This is a genomic window from Caproiciproducens sp. (assembly GCF_053840905.1).
In genome coordinates, this window is sequence record NZ_JBNLXQ010000001.1 from 1 (window position 1) to 21426 (window position 21426).

Annotated in this window: 15 protein-coding genes and 1 tRNA gene; 13 read left to right on the forward strand and 3 right to left on the reverse strand. The window is 54.6% G+C overall.

Annotated features, from left to right (window positions below; genetic code table 11):
• The first annotated feature begins 235 nt into the window (after positions 1–235).
• The 4 genes from ACQGQ5_RS00005 to ACQGQ5_RS00020 all read left to right on the forward strand — a co-directional run bounded on the left by ACQGQ5_RS00005 (position 236) and on the right by ACQGQ5_RS00020 (position 4455).
• A tRNA-Ile gene (locus tag ACQGQ5_RS00005) sits at positions 236–312 on the forward strand.
• 150 nt (positions 313–462) lie between these two features.
• Positions 463–1032 (forward strand): TetR/AcrR family transcriptional regulator, encoded by a 570-nt coding sequence (locus ACQGQ5_RS00010; protein ID WP_455734613.1) that lies wholly within the window; start codon positions 463–465, stop codon positions 1030–1032.
• 73 nt (positions 1033–1105) lie between these two features.
• Positions 1106–3469, forward strand: coding sequence for an endopeptidase La (gene lon, locus ACQGQ5_RS00015; protein WP_455734614.1), 2364 nt, complete (start codon positions 1106–1108; stop codon positions 3467–3469).
• 173 nt (positions 3470–3642) lie between these two features.
• Entirely contained in the window at positions 3643–4455 is an 813-nt protein-coding gene (locus tag ACQGQ5_RS00020) for an alpha/beta fold hydrolase (RefSeq protein ID WP_455734615.1), read from the forward strand.
• A 173-nt stretch (positions 4456–4628) separates the two neighbouring features.
• On the opposite strand, the gene nifU is transcribed toward ACQGQ5_RS00020, so the two are convergent.
• The 3 genes from nifU to rnhA all read right to left on the reverse strand — a co-directional run bounded on the left by nifU (position 4629) and on the right by rnhA (position 6843).
• The gene (gene nifU, locus ACQGQ5_RS00025; protein WP_455734616.1) at positions 4629–5063 is read right to left on the reverse strand and encodes a Fe-S cluster assembly scaffold protein NifU; all 435 of its coding nucleotides are present in this window, start codon (positions 5061–5063) and stop codon (positions 4629–4631) included.
• 42 nt (positions 5064–5105) lie between these two features.
• Positions 5106–6308 carry a cysteine desulfurase NifS gene (gene nifS / locus ACQGQ5_RS00030; RefSeq protein ID WP_455734617.1) on the reverse strand — a complete coding sequence of 401 codons (1203 nt, stop codon included), beginning with the start codon at positions 6306–6308 and terminating at the stop codon, positions 5106–5108.
• A 97-nt stretch (positions 6309–6405) separates the two neighbouring features.
• Entirely contained in the window at positions 6406–6843 is a 438-nt protein-coding gene (gene rnhA, locus ACQGQ5_RS00035; RefSeq protein ID WP_455734618.1) for a ribonuclease HI, read from the reverse strand.
• Between the two features lie 384 nt (positions 6844–7227).
• Between rnhA and ACQGQ5_RS00040 the strand changes: the two genes are divergently transcribed.
• The 9 genes from ACQGQ5_RS00040 (at position 7228) to ACQGQ5_RS00080 (ending at position 21412) form a co-directional block, all read left to right on the forward strand.
• Positions 7228–9264 carry an RNase J family beta-CASP ribonuclease gene (locus tag ACQGQ5_RS00040; RefSeq protein ID WP_455734619.1) on the forward strand — a complete coding sequence of 679 codons (2037 nt, stop codon included), beginning with the start codon at positions 7228–7230 and terminating at the stop codon, positions 9262–9264.
• Between the two features lie 26 nt (positions 9265–9290).
• Positions 9291–11258 carry a DHH family phosphoesterase gene (locus ACQGQ5_RS00045; protein ID WP_455734620.1) on the forward strand — a complete coding sequence of 656 codons (1968 nt, stop codon included), beginning with the start codon at positions 9291–9293 and terminating at the stop codon, positions 11256–11258.
• A 30-nt stretch (positions 11259–11288) separates the two neighbouring features.
• On the forward strand, positions 11289–11741 hold the full coding sequence (gene rplI, locus ACQGQ5_RS00050) for a 50S ribosomal protein L9 (RefSeq protein WP_455734621.1): 453 nt from the start codon (positions 11289–11291) through the stop codon (positions 11739–11741).
• Between the two features lie 38 nt (positions 11742–11779).
• A complete protein-coding gene (gene dnaB, locus ACQGQ5_RS00055) occupies positions 11780–13147 on the forward strand; it encodes a replicative DNA helicase (RefSeq protein ID WP_455734622.1) in 1368 nt (455 codons plus the stop codon).
• Entirely contained in the window at positions 13137–14519 is a 1383-nt protein-coding gene (gene tilS, locus ACQGQ5_RS00060) for a tRNA lysidine(34) synthetase TilS (protein WP_455734623.1), read from the forward strand. The genes dnaB and tilS overlap by 11 nt, the downstream gene beginning before the upstream one ends.
• Positions 14516–15091 (forward strand): hypoxanthine phosphoribosyltransferase, encoded by a 576-nt coding sequence (gene hpt, locus ACQGQ5_RS00065; RefSeq protein ID WP_455734624.1) that lies wholly within the window; start codon positions 14516–14518, stop codon positions 15089–15091. The genes tilS and hpt overlap by 4 nt, the downstream gene beginning before the upstream one ends.
• Before the next feature lie 7 nt (positions 15092–15098).
• A complete protein-coding gene (gene ftsH, locus ACQGQ5_RS00070; protein ID WP_455734625.1) occupies positions 15099–16997 on the forward strand; it encodes an ATP-dependent zinc metalloprotease FtsH in 1899 nt (632 codons plus the stop codon).
• A gap of 156 nt (positions 16998–17153) precedes the next feature.
• Positions 17154–19133: a DNA gyrase/topoisomerase IV subunit B gene (locus ACQGQ5_RS00075; protein WP_455734626.1), complete on the forward strand. Its 1980-nt coding sequence runs from the start codon at positions 17154–17156 to the stop codon at positions 19131–19133.
• Positions 19134–19183: 50 nt separating this feature from the next.
• Positions 19184–21412 (forward strand): DNA gyrase subunit A, encoded by a 2229-nt coding sequence (locus ACQGQ5_RS00080; RefSeq protein WP_455734627.1) that lies wholly within the window; start codon positions 19184–19186, stop codon positions 21410–21412.
• Positions 21413–21426 lie beyond the last annotated feature (14 nt).

The window sequence follows — 21426 nt, forward strand, 5'->3', positions numbered from 1 at the left end:
GGCTGTTAACCGCAGGGTCGTTGGTTCGAGTCCAACTTGGGGAGCCAGAGAAGATCGCCAGTCGCAGGACTGGTGATTTTTGTGTTTAGCCCGTATCCTCTGCAACAAGGCTTATTTGATAACAGCATTTTGGTTGTAAAAATTCCAACTTGAGATTGCATTTTATACAGATTTGTGGTATTATATTCAAGCGCTTTGTTAGACAGAATTCTTTTCTGTCTTTCGTTTTCAATACGGGCCATTAGCTCAGTTGGTTAGAGCAACCGGCTCATAACCGGTCGGTCCAAGGTTCGAGTCCTTGATGGCCCACCAACATCGGAAGGCACCCTTCGCGGGTGTCTTTTATTTTGGAATCTTCACAAATATTTAACAGTTTGAAGAGTGTCGGTACTTGACAATAAATGAATGATCGTTTATTATAAGAGTAATCCTTCCGCTTTATCAAAAATTTTGGTGGTGCGTATGAGAAAAAAAGATGATGAAAAACAGAGATGCATTAAAACCGCGGTTGTTGAATTAATTTTAAAAGAAGGATTTCAGGGCGCGTCCATCTCTAAAATTGCCCATGCGGCGGGTGTCTCCCCAGCGACGGTGTACATTTATTATGAAAACAAGGACGCAATGCTGCGCGATATTTATCAGGAATATGCCGAAGACACCTTTCAGTATCTGCTGGAATGCTTAAACCCGAATATGGAAGGGGAACAGATCATTGAAGAACTGATCCGCAGCTATTATTCCTATATTGTTGAGAATCAGGAGATTTTTCACTTCATCGAGCAGTTCAGCACCTGTCCCGCGCTCCAATCCGGCTGTGGGTTTATGAAGGGACCGGGAAACTTGAACCAACTGCTCACGGATTTGAAGAGGAGACATATTCTCAATAATTACAGCAATGATAACCTGTACGCCATCCTGTTCTCTCCGGTGAAAACCATTGCCGTGAAGCGCTGTGACTCCGAGGAGGCCGCAAGAGACCGTCTGAACGAATTGATTGCGATCATTCAGAAAGCGCTGATCAGGGGCTATTAAGATTCGAAACCCACACTGTTTTTTACAGAGATTATAAACGAACGTTCATTTATAAAAAGAAAGGAAACTGTTTATGTTGATAATACCAATTGAAGATCTCGCTTTACTGCCCGGTATGGTTTATCCGCTGGCATTCAGCCGGTTAAGCGAAGAAGAGCTGTCCGTTCTGCAAAATAAAGATCAGGAAATCGCGGCGCTGCCGTTAAAGCGCCGGGTGAACAGAAAGGAACTGGGAACGGAGGATTTCTATAAAATAGGGATCGCGCTGCAGGTACTGGATGTCATGTCCGGCGAAAAAGGCCACTTGGTTAAGGTAAAGGCAATGACCCGCTTGGAAGTTTCCGACCTTGTGATTGGGGAAAACGTCATCACAGGCAATACTGTTGACATTCCGGAAGTCATCGACCTCAATGAAAACAGCCAGAAAGAAATGGCGAGCTATATTCAGAACATCGCTCACCAGATCGGATCGAATTTCAAAAATTCCGGCGGCGTCATGAAGGCCATCGATGAAATCAGGGACCTCAATGTGCTGATTGGCTACATATGCCAGTTCCTGCCGTTTTCCAGACAGGAAAAGTATACCCTGATGGAAACCTCATCCCTGAAAGACCGCGGCCTGACGTTTATCGATTATTTCCTCCATTACAAAGAAGAAATACAGCTCCAGATTGAGATGACGGAGCGTTTTTCCGAAAAGGCAAACAAAAACTACCGCGAGGCAGTCCTGCGCGAGCAGCTTCAGGCCATTCAGGAGGAACTGAACGAGGGAAAACCGGAATCCGCAAAAAAAGGGAAGGATTACAGAACCCGCATTGAGGACGCGCATATGCCGGAAGAAATACGGCAGGCTGCTCTGGAAGAGCTGAGCAAGCTGGAAAGCCAGAATCCCGCGAGCGCGGATTACAACGTCATTCAGAACTATCTGGATCTGCTGGTAGAGCTGCCGTGGGAGACGAAGGAAGAAAAACCCGTGGATATCCGGGAAGCCCGCCGCGTTCTGGACGAGCAGCATTACGGCCTTGAAAAGGTGAAGGACCGTATCATCCAGCAGTTGGCGGTGCTGCATCTGAAAAAGGATAAGCAGGGTTCCATCCTTCTTCTGGTCGGACCTCCCGGCACCGGGAAAACCAGCCTGGGACGGAGCATTGCCGAAGCGCTGGGCAGAAAATATGTCCGGCTGAGCCTCGGCGGAATCCGCGACGAGGCGGAAATCCGCGGACATCGCAGAACCTATATCGGCGCAATGCCGGGACGGATTATCCAGAGTATGAAGAAAGCCGGCACAATGAACCCGGTCATGGTGCTGGACGAAGTCGACAAGCTGATGACAGGCTATAACGGGGACCCGGCAAGCGCATTGCTGGAGGTCCTTGACCCGGAGCAGAACGATACCTTTACGGATCATTACCTTGACCTTCCCTACAACCTGTCCAACGTCTTTTTCATCGCGACGGCAAACTCGCTGGAGACCATCCCCGGGCCACTGCTGGACCGCATGGAGGTCATTCAGCTTTCCAGCTACACCTCAAGCGAGAAATTCCATATCGGGAAGAACCATCTCGTTCGTGAAGCGCTGGAAGAGCACGGCCTGACCGAGGACGACGTGCAGATCAGCGACGAAGCCCTTCAAAAGATCATAGCCGATTACACCATGGAGGCCGGCGTCAGAGGGCTGAAGAAAAGGCTGGATTCCATTGCGAGAAAGGCGGCGGAAAAAATCGTTCTTGGGGATGTCGAAAGGCCCTATGCCGTTTCCGCGGACGATCTGGAGGAGATTCTGGGCAGCAAAATGTCGAGACACGACGTTGCTCAGGAGATGAATCCTCCCGGAGTGGTCACCGGTCTGGCGTGGACGCCGGTGGGCGGGGAAATCCTGTTCATTGAAGCGACCGAAATGCCCGGCAACGACCAGATCATCCTGACCGGCCAGCTGGGGGACGTCATGAAGGAGTCCGCGCGGATCTCGCTCAGCCTGCTGAAATCCCGTCTGCCGGTCAATGCGATCAAGTTCAAGGAAAAGGATATCCATATCCATGTGCCGTCCGGCGCCGTTCCGAAGGATGGACCCTCGGCGGGCATTACGCTCTTTACGGCCCTTGCCTCCCTGATTACCGGCATCAAAGTCGATTCCAGACTGGCTATGACGGGTGAAATCACTTTGAGGGGTACGGTGCTCCCGATCGGCGGACTGAAAGAAAAGCTTCTGGCCGCGGAACGCGCCGGAATCCGGAAAGCGTTGATTCCGAAGGACAACGTGGCGGATTTGAAGGATATTCCCGACGAAGTCAAGGAAAAAATTCAGATCGTCGCGGTGGAAACCATAGAAGATGTCCTGCGGGAAGCGCTGGGCATTGCTCTGCCAAAACCGGAATACGTGATACCGGATCCCCGGTTCTTCACCCGGCTGAAGGAGCAGCGCAGCGAAATCCACTGATACCGCATACGACATTATATGAGATAGGCCGCCCGGTTAATCGACAGATGCGCCTTTAACCGCGCGGGCAATAGGAACTCCCGGCTTTTTACAGGCCGGGGGTTCTTTTGGGTTGACTGCAAACATAAATATTCCTGTAGACGATCGGGATCAGGATGAGATGGGGTGATTGTGTGGGGTATTATGTATCGGTGGAACAAAACGTCAATCTTTACGTTGAAGATTTAAACCCGAATGGGAATAAAACGATTTTATTTGTTCACGGCTGGCCCGGAAACCATCATCTGTTTGAATACCAGCTGAACCAGCTTCCCGAGCTGGGGTACCGCTGCGTGGCCATTGACTGCCGTGGCTTCGGGATGTCCGACAAGCCCTGGGGCGGGTACGACTATAACCGGCTGGCCGACGACGTACGGGCCGTGATCGATGCTTTTCAGCTGAAAGACATTACGCTGGCCGGGCATTCCACGGGCGGAGCGATCTGTATCCGCTATATGGCACGGCACAGCGGACACGGCGTGTCAAAGCTGGCTCTTTTTGCCGCGGCCGCGCCCAGCCTCATTCAGCGGCCCTATTTTCCGAATGGGCTGAAGGAACAGGCCGTGCTGGATATCATTCAGGGCACTTATACGGACCGCCCTAAGATGCTGCGGGATTTCGGAAACACGATCTTTTTCCACCGCGTCGGCATTCCGCTGTCCGACTGGATTTTCCAGCTGGGGCTGCAGGCCGCGAGCTGGTCGACCGCTGCCATCGCAAACACGTGGATCAAAGAGGTCCTGTTCGACGACATGGCAAAAATCAATGTTCCGACCCTGATTTTACACGGGTTAAACGACCGGGTCTGTCTGTACCCGCTGGCCGTCGCGCAGAACCGGGGAATCCGGAATTCAAAGCTCGTTCCCTTTAACCAGTGCGGTCATTTCCTTCTCTACGATCAGAGGGAGCGGTTCAATAAAGAATTGATCGCCTTTACAAAGGATTGACCGGTCCCGACCGGGTATAAAACCGGGGATACGGGAGAATCAATTTGCTTATATCGGTATTTCCGGAATTGATGAGCAAAGAGCCGGAAAGAACGTCAACCACGTTCTTCCCGGCTCTTTGTGTAATTTTATTTTCGGTGTCCTGTAATAAACTCTTTTTGCAAGGATGTTTCTTAGTGCAGGTCGCAGGCGCAGGACTCACATTCCGGAATCTCGCCGACCAGCGGGCCGGGGTCGATCCCTTTCTTTTTGTAATAGTCCGCGACAGCGGCTTTAATTGCCTGTTCGGCCAGTACGGAGCAGTGCACCTTGACCGGCGGAAGGCCGTCCAGCGCTTCCATGACCGCTTTGTTTGTCAGCTTTAAGGCATCCTCGATCTTCTTTCCTTTAATCAGCTCGGTCGCCATGGAGCTGGTCGCAATCGCGGCGCCGCATCCGAAGGTCTTGAACTTTACGTCCGAAATGACGTCGCCGTCAACCTTGATGTACATCCTCATAATATCCCCGCATTTCGGGTTGCCGACTTCGCCGACACCGCTTGCGTCCGGAATTTCACCGACATTGCGCGGATTCGCAAAATGGTCCATCACTTTTTCGCTGTATGCCATATTCATTACCTCTCTTAGTACTTATAAATAGGAGACTGTTCCTTAAAAAATGTTCTGAGAATAGGACTTCTGTCCGGAGATGATTTCCTCCCACAGCGGGGACATGGAACGGAGATACTCTATGATATTCGGGAGCACCTCCAGAATATAGTCAACGTCTTCCTCCGTGTTCTGTTCGCTGAAGGTGATTCTCAGGGAACCGTGGGCAATTTCATGGGGAAGGCCGATTGCCAGCAGCACGTGGCTTGGGTCGAGGGAACCGGAGGTGCAGGCCGAACCGGAGGAAGCGCAGATACCGTTCAGGTCAAGCTTTAACAGAAGCGATTCGCCCTCAATGCCCTCAAAGCACATGTTGACGTTGCCCGGCAGACGTTTTACCCGGTCGCCGTTGATGTGGGAACGGTCGATTTTCAGCAGCTCGCCGATCAGCCTGTCCCGCATCTTTGTGAGGCGTTCGGCGCGCTCGTCGATGTTTGCGCAGGCTTCTTTCAGCGCGACGCTCAGGCCCACGATCCCGGCGACGTTTTCCGTCCCGGCTCTGCGGCCGCGTTCCTGCGCGCCGCCGTCGATCAGGTTCGGCAGTTTGACGCCGTTGCGGATATACAGAGCGCCGACGCCCTTCGGCGCGTGGAATTTATGGCCGGAAAGCGACAGCAGGTCGATATTCTGCTTCTTCACATCGATGTGGAGGTTGCCCACTGCCTGTACCGCGTCGGTGTGGAAAATCACGCCGTGCTTTTTGCAGATGGCCCCGATTTCGGCAATCGGCTGGATGGTGCCGATTTCATTGTTCGCGTACATAATGGAGACGATCGCGGTATCGTCACGGATGGCCGCTTCCAGCTCTTCCGGCCTGACAAGGCCGTCGCTGTGCACGTCCAGATAGGTGACCTCAAAACCCTCTTTCTCCAGCGCTTCGCAGGAGTGGAGGATCGCGTGGTGTTCAAACTTGGAAGTGATAATATGTTTTTTACCTTTTTTCGCCTGCTCGTGGGCAACGCCCTTCAGCGCCCAGTTATCGCTTTCGCTGCCGCCGGACGTGAAAAAGATTTCATTCGGCAATGCGCCCAGGCACTGGGCGACGGTCTCCCGCGCCTGCTCAAGCGGCTTTTTTGCCGTCCGTCCCACAGAATACAAGCTGGAGGGATTTCCGTAATATTGGGTATAGAAAGGCTCCATCGCTTCCAGGACGGATTTGGAAACGGGAGTCGTCGCGGCGTTGTCCGCGTAAACAAAACGTGCCATCTTATCACCTTTACTTAATATATTATTGAATTGATAGGAATATGTCCTGCACATAATATACACCAAATTGGTATATGTTTCAATAGTCTAACGACGATTATTTAAATTTTTCTATTGCGGCTACGGCAAGCCGGTCGCAGCGCTCGTTTTCCGGATGTCCGGCATGTCCCTTGATCCACTGGACGGTCACCCGGTGCTTTTCGAGAAGCGCCAGCAGCGTCTCCCACAGGTCCGGATTGAGAGCGGGCTTTTTGTCGGCCTTGCGCCAGCCGTTTTTCTTCCAGCTTCTTGCCCAACCCTTGCTGACCGCGTCGCAGACGTACTTGGAATCGCTGCGCAGGATCACCTCGCAGGGCTCTTTTAACAGGCGAAGCGCCTCTATCACCCCGGTCAGCTCCATCCGGTTGTTGGTCGTGTCGGCCGCGCCGCCGCTGATTTCCTTTTCGACGCCGTTGTACCGAAGCACTGCTCCCCAGCCGCCCGGGCCCGGATTTCCGCTGCAGGCGCCGTCGGTATAGATTTCAACCTGTTTCATTTGAACCATCCTTTAGTATAACCGAATATTTTTTTTATTATATCATACCGACTTTATACAAACAATGCCAACTTTGGTTTAGGATGTTCTTTTTTGGCCATAATATAAATTATCTGCACGAAGACGCAATCGCTTGACAGCCATAACGAATCAAGGTACAATGATAACGATATTTGTGTCCGGATTTATTTTTATATTGCATTATATTTAGACATTAAATATATTTGAAACCGCATTTTCTGCGGTTGACTCTGCTGCCTTTCGCAGCTGCCCGCGCAGTGCGAAGGAAGCGAAAAATCGAACAGGGAGAAACCATGCCCGCTCAGGCACCGTTTGCCGGCGGACTTTATTGGTTGCACCCTAATTAACAATGGAGGTTATTTCGTGTCAGAAAAAAATCAAACAAATTCCGCGGAGCCAAAGGAGAGCGCAGAGCAGCGCACCGGCGCTTCGGGCGAGGGCCGTTCTTCTCTTTATCAAAAGGTGGTACCGCCGCAAAAACCGGCACGCAGGCCGGAACCGGCGGCGAAGAAGAAGCCGCAGAAGCCTGCGGACCAGGTCATCGGCGGGGAGGCCGTTCCGGTAAAGGAACCCGCTCCCCAGCCCGCAAAGCCCAGACGGAGACGCCAGCCGCAGAAGCAGGCCCAGCAGAGCCCGTCAAAGGCCCCGCAGGTACTGGCGCAGCTTACCAGGCAGAAATCGGCGCAGCAAAAAAAGACAAGCCAGCGCCAGCAGGGTAAACGGGGCAGGCAGGGCCAGCAAAAACCGTCGATCAAAGCATATTTTCTCGGCGGATTAAATGAGATCGGAAAGAATTTCACCCTGTTTGAATGTGAAGACGATATGATGATCGTCGACTGCGGCATGGCTTTCCCGGACGGGGATATGCTCGGCGTCGACCTGGTTTTGCCTGATTTCACTTTTGTGGAACGCAACGCCGATAAAATCCGCGGGATCGTGCTGACCCACGGCCACGAAGACCATATCGGAGCGATGCCCTATCTGCTGAAAAAGATAAATCTGCCCGTTTACGGCACTCCGCTGACCCTCGGCCTTGTGGAAGGCAAGCTCAAGGAGCACGGGCTGTCCAATAAGGCGAAGCTGAACGTCGTCCACCCGGGCAGTCAGATCAAGCTCGGCTGCATGACGGTCGAACTGATCCATGTCAACCACTCCATACCGGATTCGGTTGCTTTGGCGATCCATTCCCCGGCGGGCACGATTGTCCATACCGGAGATTTTAAAATCGACTGTACCCCCGCGCAGGGGGACATGATCGACCTCGGCCGTTTTGCCCAGCTCGGGCAGGAGGGCGTTCTGGCTCTGTTCGCGGATTCCACAAACGCCGAAAGGCCCGGCTACACCATGTCGGAGAGCAAGGTGAACGATTCCTTTGACCGCCTGTTCAAGCAGGCGGAAAACAGCCGGATCATCATCGCCACCTTTGCTTCCAATATCAGCCGCGTGCAGCAGATCATCAACTGCGCGGTCAAGTACGGGCGCAAGGTCGCCCTTTCCGGCCGCAGTATGCTCAACGTGATGGGCATCGGCGTGGAAATGGGGTATCTGGAGGTTCCGGAAGGGGTGCTGATCGACCTTGACCTGATCAACCGGTATCCGAAGGATAAGATCGTTCTGGTTACCACGGGCAGCCAGGGCGAGCCGATGAGCGCGCTGACCCGCATGGCTTTCGCCGACCACCGCAAGGTGGAGGTGGGCCCCGGGGACTTTATCATCATTTCCGCGCGGCCGATTCCCGGAAACGAGAAAACGGTCGGCACGGTGATCGACGAGCTGATGAAGCGCGGCTGCCAGGTGGTCTATGAATCCATGTACGAGGTGCATGTTTCCGGCCACGCCTGTCAGGAAGAGCTGAAGCTGATGCAGGGGATTACCAAACCGAAATTTTTCATTCCCGTTCACGGCGAGCAGAAGCACCTGCGCAAGCACGCGGGTCTGGCCTACGCCATGGGCAAGAACGCCTCGGACGTGTTTATCGGCGATATCGGCGACGTACTGGAGCTGAATCAGGATTATATGAAAAAGCTTTCCTCCGTTCCGGCCGGCAGGGTGCTGGTGGACGGCCTTGGCGTCGGGGATGTGGGCAGCATCGTGCTGCGCGACCGCAAGCATCTGGCCGAAGACGGCCTGATCGTGGTGGTCTGCACCCTTTCTCAGAGCGACGGGCATATTGTTTCCGGGCCGGACGTCGTTTCCCGCGGGTTCGTCTATGTGCGCGAATCCGAACCGCTGATTGACGAGGCGAGGGTACTGGTCAATTCCGTACTCGAGAACTGCCTTGAAAATAAAATTCATGACTGGGGTACGCTCAAAACCAAAATCAAGGATGAGCTTTCCCGCATGCTCTACGACCGTACGAAACGAAGCCCGATGATCCTTCCGATTATTATGGAAGTTTAGCCTGAAACGCCAAAGGGGTAATCATTTTGAAGAGAAAAGTATGGGTGTCTTCGCCGGTATTCTTTGTCATCACAGCGGTTATGCTCATTATGGCCAGCGTCAGCTATTTTTACAGCCATATTCTGTTTGCCGTCGAAATGACATTTGCCATCGGCTCCGTCATTGCCGTCATCCTTTCCACGGAACGTTTCAAGGCGCACGTAGCCACCGCGGTGAAAAGCGCTCAGAAAATCCTGTCCGGCGAGGAGTACCGCGCGCTGCAGGAATTCACGATGCCGGTTGCGGTGATTGGCGAAGAAGGGGACATTATCTGGGTGAATAACGCCTTTGCGGAAAAAGTCAGCGTCAAGCGCGAATGCCGCGGGGAAAATATTTTAAAGTTTATTTACCCGAAAACGATCCGCCAGATCATCACCGAAAGCGGAACCGATATTACCGTAGAGAACAGGCAGTACACCGTCTTTGCCGCAAAAACGGAATACGGCAGTGTGGTCTATTTTGTGGACGACACCTATTACAAGGAAATCAACCGTGAATATATCGAGCGCCGCCCGGTTGTCGCGCTGGCAAGCTTCGACAACCGGGAAGAGCTCGCCCGCGATTCCAGCGGCAGCGAGGATTCCCGTATCGCGTCGGAGGTGGAGGGCGCTTTGATTACCTGGGCGCAGAGCATGGGCGGCTTTCTCAAGCGGCTGAGCGGCGGGCGTTATCTGATCCTGACCGACGAAGCCCACACCCGGGACGCCATGGAAAAACGCTTTCAGATTCTGGACACCATCCGCGGGATCAAAGCGGGGGAAAGGCGCAGCGCCACGGTTTCCATCGGTGTGGGGCGCGGCGCGGAATCCCTGTCGGAGTGTGAGGAGTGGGCGCGCAAGGCGCTCGACATGGCGCTGGGCCGCGGCGGAGATCAGGTGGCCGTCAAACAAAAGGACGATACATACGAGTTCTTCGGCGGCCTTTCCAAAGGGGTGGAGAAACGCGACAAGGTGCGTACGCGGGTCATTGCCGCAACCCTTTCCGACCATATTAAAAACAGCGACAACGTTCTGGTCATGGGTCATAAATTTTCCGATCTGGACAGTGTGGGCGCGTCTGTGGGCATGTGGAGCGCGGTGACGAGGGCGCTGAAAAAGCCCGCCTTTGTTGTGATCAACCGTTCGCAGAGCCTTGCGTCCCCGCTGATCGCGTCCATGGAAGCCTCGGGCGCGGGCAGCGGAAAAGTTTTTATTTCTCCCATGGAAGCGCTGTCCATGGCGACGCCGAAATCGCTGCTGATCGTTGTGGATACGCACTCCCCGGAATTCGTGGAAAGCGCGGAGCTTTTAAACGCGGTTTCCCGGGTGGTCATTATCGACCACCACCGCATGATGGTCAAGCATATCGAAAACGCGCTCGTTTTTTATCACGAGCCTTACGCAAGCTCCGCTTCCGAAATGGTGGCCGAGCTTGTGCAGTATATCGGTGAAAACGCGCTCACTCAGACCGAGGCCGAGGCGCTGCTTTCGGGCATTATGCTCGACACCAAGAATTTCGTGCTCAAAACCGGTGTCCGCACCTTTGAGGCGGCGGCCTATCTTCGCCGGCGCGGCGCGGATACGGTGGAAGTAAAACGCATGTTTTCCGACACGATCGACACCTATAAGGCAAAGTATCAGATCGTTTCCGGCGCGGAGATTTTCGGCGACTGCGCGATCGCTTCCGCCGACCACGAATTCCCGGATATCCGCATCACCTCGGCGCAGGCGGCGGACGAGCTTCTGTCCATTCAGGGTGTGAACGCCTCGTTCGTGCTGTTCCCGACCGGAAATAACGTGGTGAATGTTTCCGCCCGTTCTCTGGGCGAAATCAACGTACAGCTGATCATGGAGGCTCTGGGCGGCGGCGGCCACCTGACGATGGCGGGCGCGCAGCTTACCGGCGTTACGGTCGGGCAGGCGCGCGAAAAGCTGATCGCCGTTTTACGGGACACCATGGCAAAGGCGATGCAATAAATCAATTTCAGATAATGGAGGTAATCATCAATGAAGGTAGTTCTGCTTGAAGACCTGAAAGGAACCGGCAAAAAGGGGGATCTGGTCAATGTCAGCGACGGCTACGCCCGCAACTTTCTGTTTCCCCGCAAGCTGGCAAAAGAGGCGAACGCCCAGGCGATGAACGAACTGAAAAACGCCGCGGAAGCGAAGGCCTTTAAAATTCAGTCGGAAATAGACGCCGCGAAACAGACCGCGGAGAAAATCAACGGAAAAAGCGTGAAGCTTTACGCGAAAGCGGGGCAGGGCGGTAAGATTTTCGGCTCCGTCACGGCGAAGGAAATTGCGGAAGAGCTCAAAAAGGCCTATCATGTCGATATTGACAAGCGCAAGATCGTTCTGGACGCCGACATTAAAGCGTTCGGCACCTATGAATGTGAGGTTAAGCTTTACAACGGAATTACCGCGAAGGTTTTCGCCGTCGTCGGCGAAAAGGAGTCGTGATCCGTTAAAGAAGGGCAGAACGGAGAGGGGGAAAGAAGATGGATAAGATGGTAACGGGCGGTTACAGCGCGCTGAATCTGCCGTTCAGCCCCGAAGCGGAGCAGTCCGTTCTGGGCGCCGTCCTTCTGGATTCCTCCTGCCTGGACCGCGTCGCGGAGATTCTTCCGCGTCCGGAATATTTTTATCAGACAAACAACAGCCTGATTTATTCCGCCATGCTGGAGATGTTCACCGTGGCCCAGCCGGTGGATTTCGTCACCCTCCTGGAACGGCTGAAGGGAACGCCGGGCTTTGACGAGGCAAGCGGAAAGACCTATCTGCTTCAGCTTGCGCAGCTCGTTCCCTCCATTTCCAATGTGGAATCCTATGCCCGCATCGTGCGGGACAAATATGATGTGCGAACCCTGATCACCGCTTCGCGCGATATCATCGAGGAGGCTTCCTCCGGAGCGGCCGACGCGGCCACTCTGCTCGATTCCGCGGAGCAGCGCATTTTTGACATCCGGCGCGGCAAAAATATGCAGGGGCTGCAGCGCCTGGACGAAATCATCGTGCAGACCTTCGACCGGCTCGACCTGCTGAATTCCCCGGACGCCGATCTGTATAAAGGCGTGCCGACCGGCATTAAGGAGCTGGACGACACCATCACCGGCCTGAACCGCACCGACTTTATCCTGCTCGGCGCGCGTCCCGGCATGGGAAAGACCAGCTTCGCGCTGAATATCGCGCGGCACGCGGCGGTAAAGGCAAACAAACGGGTCGCGTTCTTCTCGCTGGAAATGGGCAAGGAACAGCTGGCGTCTCGCCTGCTGTCCACCGAGGCTCTGGTCGGGGGCACCAAGCTGCGCACCGGGAAATTGAGCGAGGATGAATGGATCCGCATTATCGAGGCGGGCGACGTCCTTTCCAAAACCCAGTTTTATATCGACGACAATCCGTCCATTACGGTGGGCGAAATGAAAGCCAAACTCAGACGGCTCAGGGATGTCGACCTTGTGGTGGTCGACTATTTGCAGCTGATGACCGTCGCCGGAAAAACCGACAACCGTGTTCAGGAGATTTCGGCGATTACCCGTAATATGAAGATCATGGCGAAGGAGCTGAACGTGCCGGTGCTGATGCTTTCGCAGCTGGCCCGTGACAGCGAAAAGCGCACCAACCACCGCCCGGTTCTGTCCGACCTGCGTGATTCCGGTTCCATTGAGCAGGACGCGGATATCGTTCTGTTTTTGTATCGCGAGGACTACTATCAGGACGCGGAAACGCCGAATGAAAACGCCGACCGCAACAGCGGGGAATGCATTGTCGCCAAAAACCGCCACGGGGAAACGAAGACGATCCCTCTGCACTGGCAGGGTGAGTTCATGCGCTTTACGGCGCAGGAGGTTGTCCGCAGTGAACAGTGACATATTCAATATTGAAAATAAGATAGAAGGAGTAATCGTCAGGTGGAACATGCTGCCCCCGGGCTGTACCGTTGTGGTCGGCCTTTCGGGCGGCGCGGATTCCCTGGCGCTTGCTCATTTTCTTTTAAAATACGGGAAAACCCGTCATATTCATCTGATCGCGGCGCATATTAACCATGGGCTGCGCGGAAAAGAAGCCGACGGCGACGAGCGCTTTGTTTCCCGGTGGTGCGGGGAAAATGGAGTCGGGCTGAAAATTCTGCGCGCCGATGTGCGCGCTCTGGCCGCGGAGAAATCCGAGGGCCTTGAGGAGTGCGGGCGCAGCGTGCGCTACGGCTTTTTCAAAGAACTCGCCGGGGATGACGGAAAAATCGCCACGGCCCACACGCTGTCCGACAGTACCGAGACCGTTCTGATGAACCTGGCAAAGGGAGCGGGCGCGCGCGGCCTGCGCGGAATCCCGCCGGTGCGGGAAAATATTATCCGTCCGCTGATCGGCGTTACGCGCGCCGAGGTGGAAGCCTACTGTGCGCATTACGGCCTGCATTATGTGACGGACAGCACGAATTTTGAAGCGGAATATGAGCGCAACAAAATCAGGCTCGGCGTCATCCCCGTCCTGCGCGAAATCAATCCCGCCTTTGAGTCGGCGGTTTTCGGAATGACCGGCCGCCTGAGCGAGGACGACGAATATCTGAACGCGCTTGCGCGCGAACGGCTAGAAGCGGCCGCCTGCCCCGGCGGATACCGCCTGGAAACGCTGCGCGGGCTGCCCGGTCCGCTGCTTTCCCGGGCAATCGCCATGGGCGTGGAAAGGGTGCGCAGGGTCAGGCTGGAAAGCCGCCATATTGAGTCCGTCGCCAAAATTGTGCGGGAGGGCGCCGGCTCCGCAACCGTTGCGGGAAGAATACAATGTACCGCACAGGGCAATACTCTTTCTATTGCCGCCGGAAGCGGCCCGGCTTCTTTTGTGGAGTGGAGCGTGCCTTTCAGCCCCCCAAAAACCGTTTTGCCGGACGGAAGAACGCTCAGCGTCGTAAAACTGACCGAAAAAGAATTGGAAAAATGCCACAAATTTAATAAATTGTTATTTAATAATCTAATTAACTATGATACAATATCTAGTACTACCTCTGTTAGGAACAGACGGAGCGGCGACACTTTCCGTCCTGCCGGACGCGGTGTCGCAAAGAGCCTCAAAAAGCTTTTCAACGAAGGGGCAGTTGCGCCGTCTCTGCGCGGTAAAATTGCAATGCTTGAAAGCGGCGGGGAAATTATCTGGATAGAGGGTTTTGGTGTTTCACAGCGTGCCTGTGTCACCGAAGGCACTCACAATATAGCGGAAATAATAATTAAGGAGTTCGAAACATGAGAAATGATATTCAGTCCGTACTGTTCAGCGAGGAGAGGCTTGCTGACATTGTACAGACAATAGGCAGACGGATCAGCGAGGACTACAGGGATAAAAACCTTTTGATGGTCAGCGTCCTGAAAGGCTCCGTGGTTTTTATGGCCGATCTGATGCGCGCAATCACCATTCCCTGCAGCATTGACTTTATGTCCGTTTCCAGCTATGGCTCCGGAACAAAGACTTCCGGCGTGGTGAAAATTGTTAAGGACCTGGACATTAACCTGGAAGGTTACGATCTTTTGGTCGTTGAAGATATTCTTGACAGCGGGCTGACCTTAAGCTACATACTCGAGCTGCTTCAATCCCGCTCCCCGAAGAGCATTAAGGTCTGTACTCTGTTCGATAAACCGGACAGACGGACTGCCCACATAAAAGCTGATTACGTCGGAACAGTCGTTCCGGATGAATTCATAGTCGGCTACGGCCTTGACTTTGATGAAAAATACAGGAACCTTCCGTTTGTGGGAATTCTAAAACCGGAGGTTTACGAGGAAGCTGACCGAAAGGCGTCAGGCGACTCAAGTAAGGAGTGAACTTCATTTGGATAACAAAAAAACACTTAAAAATATCGGCCTGTTTATTGGAGTGCCTATTTTGCTGTTTATCCTGATTGCCATGATTTACGGCAACAGGCCGCAAAAGACCTATAATTATTCCGATATTCTGCATTACTTCCAGAACCAGCAGGTTCCGGAGTTTTCCATGGACATGGGCAGCGGCGAAATGATCATCAAGCTGAAGGACAAGACGCAGATATCCTACGTGGCCCCGAACGCCCAGCTGCTCTACGACGATATCCGCGAGGATATCAAACAGTACGACGAGGATCATCCGGACGCCCGGATGGTCTATAACCTGAAGCATCCGGCGGAAACGTCGTGGATCGCCAGCATGCTTCCCATGCTCGTCACCCTCGGCATCATGGTTCTGTTCTGGTGGTTTATGATGAAGCGCCTGAACACCAGCATGGGCGACGCGGGCAAGCAGATGAATTTCGGCAAGGCCAAGATCAAACAGATGGCGGACGAAAAGCGCAAGACGACCTTTGCCGACGTGGCGGGCGCCGACGAGGAAAAGGAAGAGCTGCGCGAGATCGTCGAATTCCTCAAAAACCCGAAAAAATACAACGAGCTTGGCGCGCGTATCCCGAAAGGCGTGCTGCTTGTGGGCCCTCCGGGTACCGGTAAAACCCTGCTGGCGCGCGCTGTGGCCGGAGAAGCCGGCGTGCCGTTCTTCTCCATTTCCGGCTCCGACTTCGTTGAAATGTTCGTCGGTGTCGGCGCCTCCCGTGTGCGCGACCTGTTTGAACAGGCGAAAAAGAATTCTCCCTGCATCATCTTCATCGATGAAATCGATGCGGTCGGCCGTCAGCGCGGCGCCGGCCTCGGCGGCGGGCACGACGAGCGGGAGCAGACCCTGAACCAGTTGCTGGTGGAAATGGACGGCTTCGGCGCGAACGAGGGCGTCATCATGATCGCCGCCACCAACCGTCCCGACATCCTCGACCCCGCCCTGATGCGTCCGGGCCGTTTTGACCGTCAGGTCATGGTCGGCTATCCGGATATCAAGGGCCGCGAGGAAATCCTGAAGGTCCACGCGCGCGGCAAGCCGATTGCGCCGGACGTCAATCTGAAAACCATCGCGAAATCCACCGCCGGCTTCACCGGCGCGGATCTCGAAAACCTTTTGAACGAGGCAGCCCTTCTGGCCGCGAGAAAGAGCCTGAAGGCCATTACCATGGAGGAGATCGAGGAGGCCACCATCAAGGTGGTGGTCGGCACCGAGAAAAAGAGCCATGTGATGACGGAAAAGGAAAAGACCCTCACCGCGTATCACGAAGGCGGCCACGCGGTTTCCACCTATTTCTGCCCCACACAGGACCCCGTTCACCAGATTTCCATCATCCCCCGCGGCATGGCCGGCGGCTATACCATGCAGATTCCGACCGAGGACCGTTCCTACAAATCCCGCAAGGAGATGCAGGAGGACCTGGTGGTGCTGCTGGGCGGGCGCGTTGCCGAAGCGCTTGCGCTTGACGACATTTCCACGGGCGCTTCCAACGACATTGAGCGCGCCACAAAGCTTGCGCGCAGCATGGTCACAAAATACGGCATGACCGACGCTCTTGGCCCGATCACTTACGGGCAGGATCAGGGCGAGCCGTTCCTTGGCCGCGATATGGGCCATATCCGGAACTATTCCGAAGAGACGGCGTCCATGATCGACCAGGAAGTCAAAAACCTGATGACGACCGCTTACAACCGAACGGAAAGCATTTTAAGCGAACACATGGATAAGCTGCACGAAGTAGCGAAATTCCTTTACCAGAACGAAAAAATGTCCGGCGAACAGTTCAAAGAGATGATGGAAGCGAAGGGACCCGAACCTCCGGAGGAGTTTTCCGATGGGGGCCAGCTGTCCGGCGCTACAGCAGAATAAGAAATTCAGGGGGGAATGTTGCCACATTTCCCCTTTTGCTGTCCGGAATCTTTGTGTATAATAAGAGTCGATACGATTGTGCGGAAAGCGAAAATCACGGTGTTCTGCAAAAGGAACTTCAAAACAGCGAATAGATTTTAGGAGCGATATGTTGGTATGACTAAGAAAACAGAATATGGAAACGAGAGTATTTCCTCCCTGAAAGGCGCGGACCGCGTGCGCAGGCGCCCTGCTGTCATTTTCGGATCGGACGGCATAGAGGGCTGCGAGCATTCCATTTTTGAAATACTGTCCAATTCCATCGATGAGGCGCGCGAAGGCTACGGCAAACAGATCACCATCACGCGTTTCAGCGACAATTCGGTCCAGGTAGAGGACCACGGCCGCGGCTGTCCGGTCGATTATAATCAGAAGGAACAGCGCTTTAACTGGGAGCTTGCGTTCTGCGAGCTTTACGCCGGCGGAAAATACAACAACGATTCGGACGAAAGCTACGAGTACTCCCTCGGCCTGAACGGCCTTGGGCTTTGTTCCACACAGTACGCTTCGGAATATATGGATGTGGAGGTCCGCCGCGACGGGTTCCGCTATACCCTGCATTTTGAGCACGGGGAAAATATCGGCGGACTGAAAAAAGAACCGTACAATAAAAAGGATACCGGTTCCATCATCCGCTGGAAGCCGGACCTGCAGGTATTCACCGACATCAGCGTACCGGTGGAGTATTATCTGGACGTGCTCCGGCGTCAGGCGATCGTCAACGACGGCATCAGCTTTTTGTTCCGCAGCCAGACCGCTTCCGGCTTTGAAGAGACCCAAATGCTGTATCAGCAGGGGATCGTGGACCACGTCAGGGAAATAGCGGGGGAGGACGCCCTTACCCCCGTCCAGTTCTGGCAGGCGGAGCGCAAGGTGCGCGACCGCGCGGACAAGCCCCTGTACAAGACGAAAATCAATGTGGCGGCGGCGTTCTCCAACCGCAGTAAGCTGATCGAATATTACCATAATTCAAGCTGGCTGGAGCATGGCGGCGCGCCGGACAAGGCGGTGCGCAACGCGTTTGTCTATCAGATCGACGCTTATCTGAAGCAGACGGGGAAGTACAACAAAAACGAAAGCAAAATCACTTTTGCAGACGTCGAGGACTGCCTTGTGCTGATTATTTCCTCGTTTTCCAACCGGACTTCCTATGAAAATCAGACCAAAAAGGCAATTACCAATAAAGGCATCCAGGAAGCGATGACGGAGATGCTCCGCCATCAGCTTGAGGTGTATTTCATCGAGAACCCCGCCGACGCGGACAAAATCGCAGCGCAGGTGCTCATCAACAAGCGCAGCCGCGAGGACGCGGAGAAAACCCGTCTGAACATCAAGAAAAAGCTCACCAGCAATATGGACATCACGAACCGCGTCGCCAAGTTCGTGGACTGCCGCACCCGCGACGTGAGCGAGCGGGAAATCTTTATCGTGGAGGGGGATTCCGCCCTCGGCGCGTGCAAACAGGCGCGCGACCCGAATTTTCAGGCCATTATGCCGATCCGCGGCAAAATCCTGAACTGCCTGAAAGCCGACTATGACAAGATTTTCAAGAACGATATTATCACCGACCTGATCAAGGTGCTGGGCTGCGGCGTCGAGGTAAAGTCGAAGGCAAACAAAGATTTGTCCTCTTTCGACCTGTCCCTTCTTCGCTGGAATAAAATTATCCTCTGCACCGATGCCGACGTGGACGGCTTTCAGATCCGGACCCTGCTTCTGACCATGCTGTACCGCCTGACCCCTACGCTGATCGAAGAGGGGAAGGTCTTTATTGCCGAATCCCCGCTTTTTGAGATCGCGGCGAAGGACAATACTTATTTTGCCTATACCGAACGGGAAAAGGACGAAGTGCTGAAAAAGCTGAGCGGAAAAAAGTTTACGATCCAGCGTTCCAAAGGGCTGGGTGAAAACGAGCCGGACATGATGAACCTGACCACGATGAACCCGGCGACGCGCCGCCTGATCAAGGTGATGCCCACGGACGCGGCCGGGACCAGCGCAATGTTCGACCTTCTGCTCGGCGACAATCTGAGCGGCCGGAAGGATTATATCGCGGAAAACGGATACAGCTATATTGATTCAGCGGATGTAAGCTAAGCTGAAAAATGAATACGGATAAATTTTAATGAATGTGGGTGTAAACCAGAATGCCAAAAAAGAGAACGGAGCAGTCGGCGCCGCCGCGCGGGCACGGCGTTATTGAGGGCGCGGGCGCGGTTGTGGAGCAGCGGATCACCGATACGCTTGAAAAAAATTACATGCCTTACGCCATGAGCGTGATCATGTCCCGGGCTATTCCCGAGATCGACGGCTTTAAGCCGTCCCACCGCAAGCTTTTATATACCATGTACAAAATGGGGCTTCTCGGCTCCGCGCGCACCAAAAGCGCGAACATCGTAGGCCAGACCATGAAGCTGAATCCTCACGGCGACGCCGCCATTTACGACACCATGGTGCGTCTGAGCCGCGGCTACGAGGCGCTTCTGCATCCCTATGTGGATTCCAAGGGCAACTTCGGAAAGTTCTATTCCCGCGACATGGCCTGGGCGGCTTCCCGTTATACGGAAGCGCGCCTGGACGACATCTGTCAGGAGCTTTTCCGGGATATCGATAAGGATACCGTCGATTTTGTAGACAATTACGATAATACTTTAAAGGAGCCGACCCTGCTGCCGGCTACGTTCCCGTCCGTGCTGGTCAACGCGAACACGGGCATCGCGGTTGGAATGGCGAGCTCCATCTGCCCCTTCAACCTGGGCGAGGTGTGCCAGACCGCCGCCGCCCTGATGCGCGACCCGGAGCACGACGTTGCCACCACCTTGCTGGCGCCTGATTTCCCGGGAGGCGGCCAGCTGGTTTACGACCGGGCCGCAATGGAGGAAATCTACCGCACCGGGCGCGGCGGCGTGCGCATCCGCTCGCGCTATGCCTATGATAAGAGCGCGAACTGCATTGACGTTACCCAGATTCCTCCGACCACGACGGTGGAGGCCATTGTCGAGAAGGTCGTCGATCTGGTCAAGCAGGGCAAGCTCAAGGATATTTCCGATATCCGCGATGAAACGGGGCTGGACGGCTTAAAGATCACCATCGATCTGAAGCGCGGCGTGGAGCCGGACAGGCTCATGCAGCGCCTGTTTAAGATGACTCCGCTGGAAGACAGCTTTTCCTGCAATTTCAACGTTCTGGTCGGGGGCATTCCGCGTGTGCTGGGCGTCCGGGAGCTGCTGGAGGAATGGACCGCGTTCCGCGTCGAATGCGTCCGCCGCCGCACCTTCTACGATCTTGCGAAAAAGAAGGACAAGCTGCATCTGCTCAAGGGCCTTCAGGCCATTTTGCTCGATATCGACAAGGCGGTCGCCATTGTCCGCCGTACGGAGGAAGAGAGCGAGGTCGTGCCGAACCTGATGATCGGCTTCGGCATCGACGAGACGCAGGCGGAATTCGTCGCGGAAATCAAGCTGCGCCACCTGAACCGCGAGTATATTCTGAAGCGCACCGAGGAAATCGGACAGCTGGAAAAAGAGATTGCCGGGCTGCAGTCCGTGCTGGACAGCAAATCCAAGGTAAAAAGCATCATTATTTCGGAGCTGGACGCCGTGGCGAAAAAATACGGCCAGCCCCGCAAAACCATGATGATTTATCAGAATGAGATCGAGGAGTATTCGGCGGAGGAGGAAGTGGCGGATTACCCGGTGAATCTGTTCTTTACGCGGGACGGCTACTTCAAGAAAATCACCCCGCTTTCCCTGCGCATGAGCGGGGAGCAGAAGCTCAAGGAGGAGGACGAGGTCGTACAGCATATCGAGGACAGCAACACCGCCGACTTGCTGTTTTTTACCGACCGGTGTCAGGTCTATAAAGCGAAGGCCAATGATTTCGGCGATACCAAGGCGAGCGTCCTTGGAGAGTACATCCCGGCGAAGCTGGGGATGGACGAGGGCGAGAACGCGCTCTGTATGGCGGTTACCCACGACTATGACGGCTATATGCTTTTCTTTTTCGAAAACGGCAAAGCCGCGAAGGTCGACATGTCCGCCTATGCCACAAAAACGAACCGCCGCAAGCTTTTAAACGCCTACTGCGGCAAATCCCCGGCCGTGCGGATCGCGTATGTAAAAGAGGACTGCGACTTTATGCTGACGTCGCTGCAGGGCCGGATCCTTCTGGTCCATACCGGCGCGGTTCCCAGCAAGTCCACGCGCAGCACGCAGGGCGTCGCCGTCATGACGCTCCGCAAGGGCAGCAGGCTGCTACGCGCGGAGCCGTACGGCGAAGGAATGCTGGTCAACCCGAACCGTTACCGCAAAAACATTCCGGCTTCCGGATCCCTTCCCGCCGCGGAGGAAACGGCCGGGGAGCAGCTGAAGCTGTAAAATAATAAAAAACG

Excerpts from the sequence above, each read along its gene's own strand:
- ACQGQ5_RS00010 (WP_455734613.1), top strand. The coding sequence starts at position 463 with ATGAGAAAAAAAGATGATGAAAAACAGAGATGCATTAAAACCGCGGTT.
- lon (WP_455734614.1), top strand. The coding sequence starts at position 1,106 with ATGTTGATAATACCAATTGAAGATCTCGCTTTACTGCCCGGTATGGTT.
- nifU (WP_455734616.1), bottom strand. The coding sequence starts at position 5,063 with ATGGCATACAGCGAAAAAGTGATGGACCATTTTGCGAATCCGCGCAAT.
- nifS (WP_455734617.1), bottom strand. The coding sequence starts at position 6,308 with ATGGCACGTTTTGTTTACGCGGACAACGCCGCGACGACTCCCGTTTCC.
- rnhA (WP_455734618.1), bottom strand. The coding sequence starts at position 6,843 with ATGAAACAGGTTGAAATCTATACCGACGGCGCCTGCAGCGGAAATCCG.
- rplI (WP_455734621.1), top strand. The coding sequence starts at position 11,289 with ATGAAGGTAGTTCTGCTTGAAGACCTGAAAGGAACCGGCAAAAAGGGG.
- dnaB (WP_455734622.1), top strand. The coding sequence starts at position 11,780 with ATGGATAAGATGGTAACGGGCGGTTACAGCGCGCTGAATCTGCCGTTC.
- hpt (WP_455734624.1), top strand. The coding sequence starts at position 14,516 with ATGAGAAATGATATTCAGTCCGTACTGTTCAGCGAGGAGAGGCTTGCT.
- ACQGQ5_RS00075 (WP_455734626.1), top strand. The coding sequence starts at position 17,154 with ATGACTAAGAAAACAGAATATGGAAACGAGAGTATTTCCTCCCTGAAA.
- ACQGQ5_RS00080 (WP_455734627.1), top strand. The coding sequence starts at position 19,184 with ATGCCAAAAAAGAGAACGGAGCAGTCGGCGCCGCCGCGCGGGCACGGC.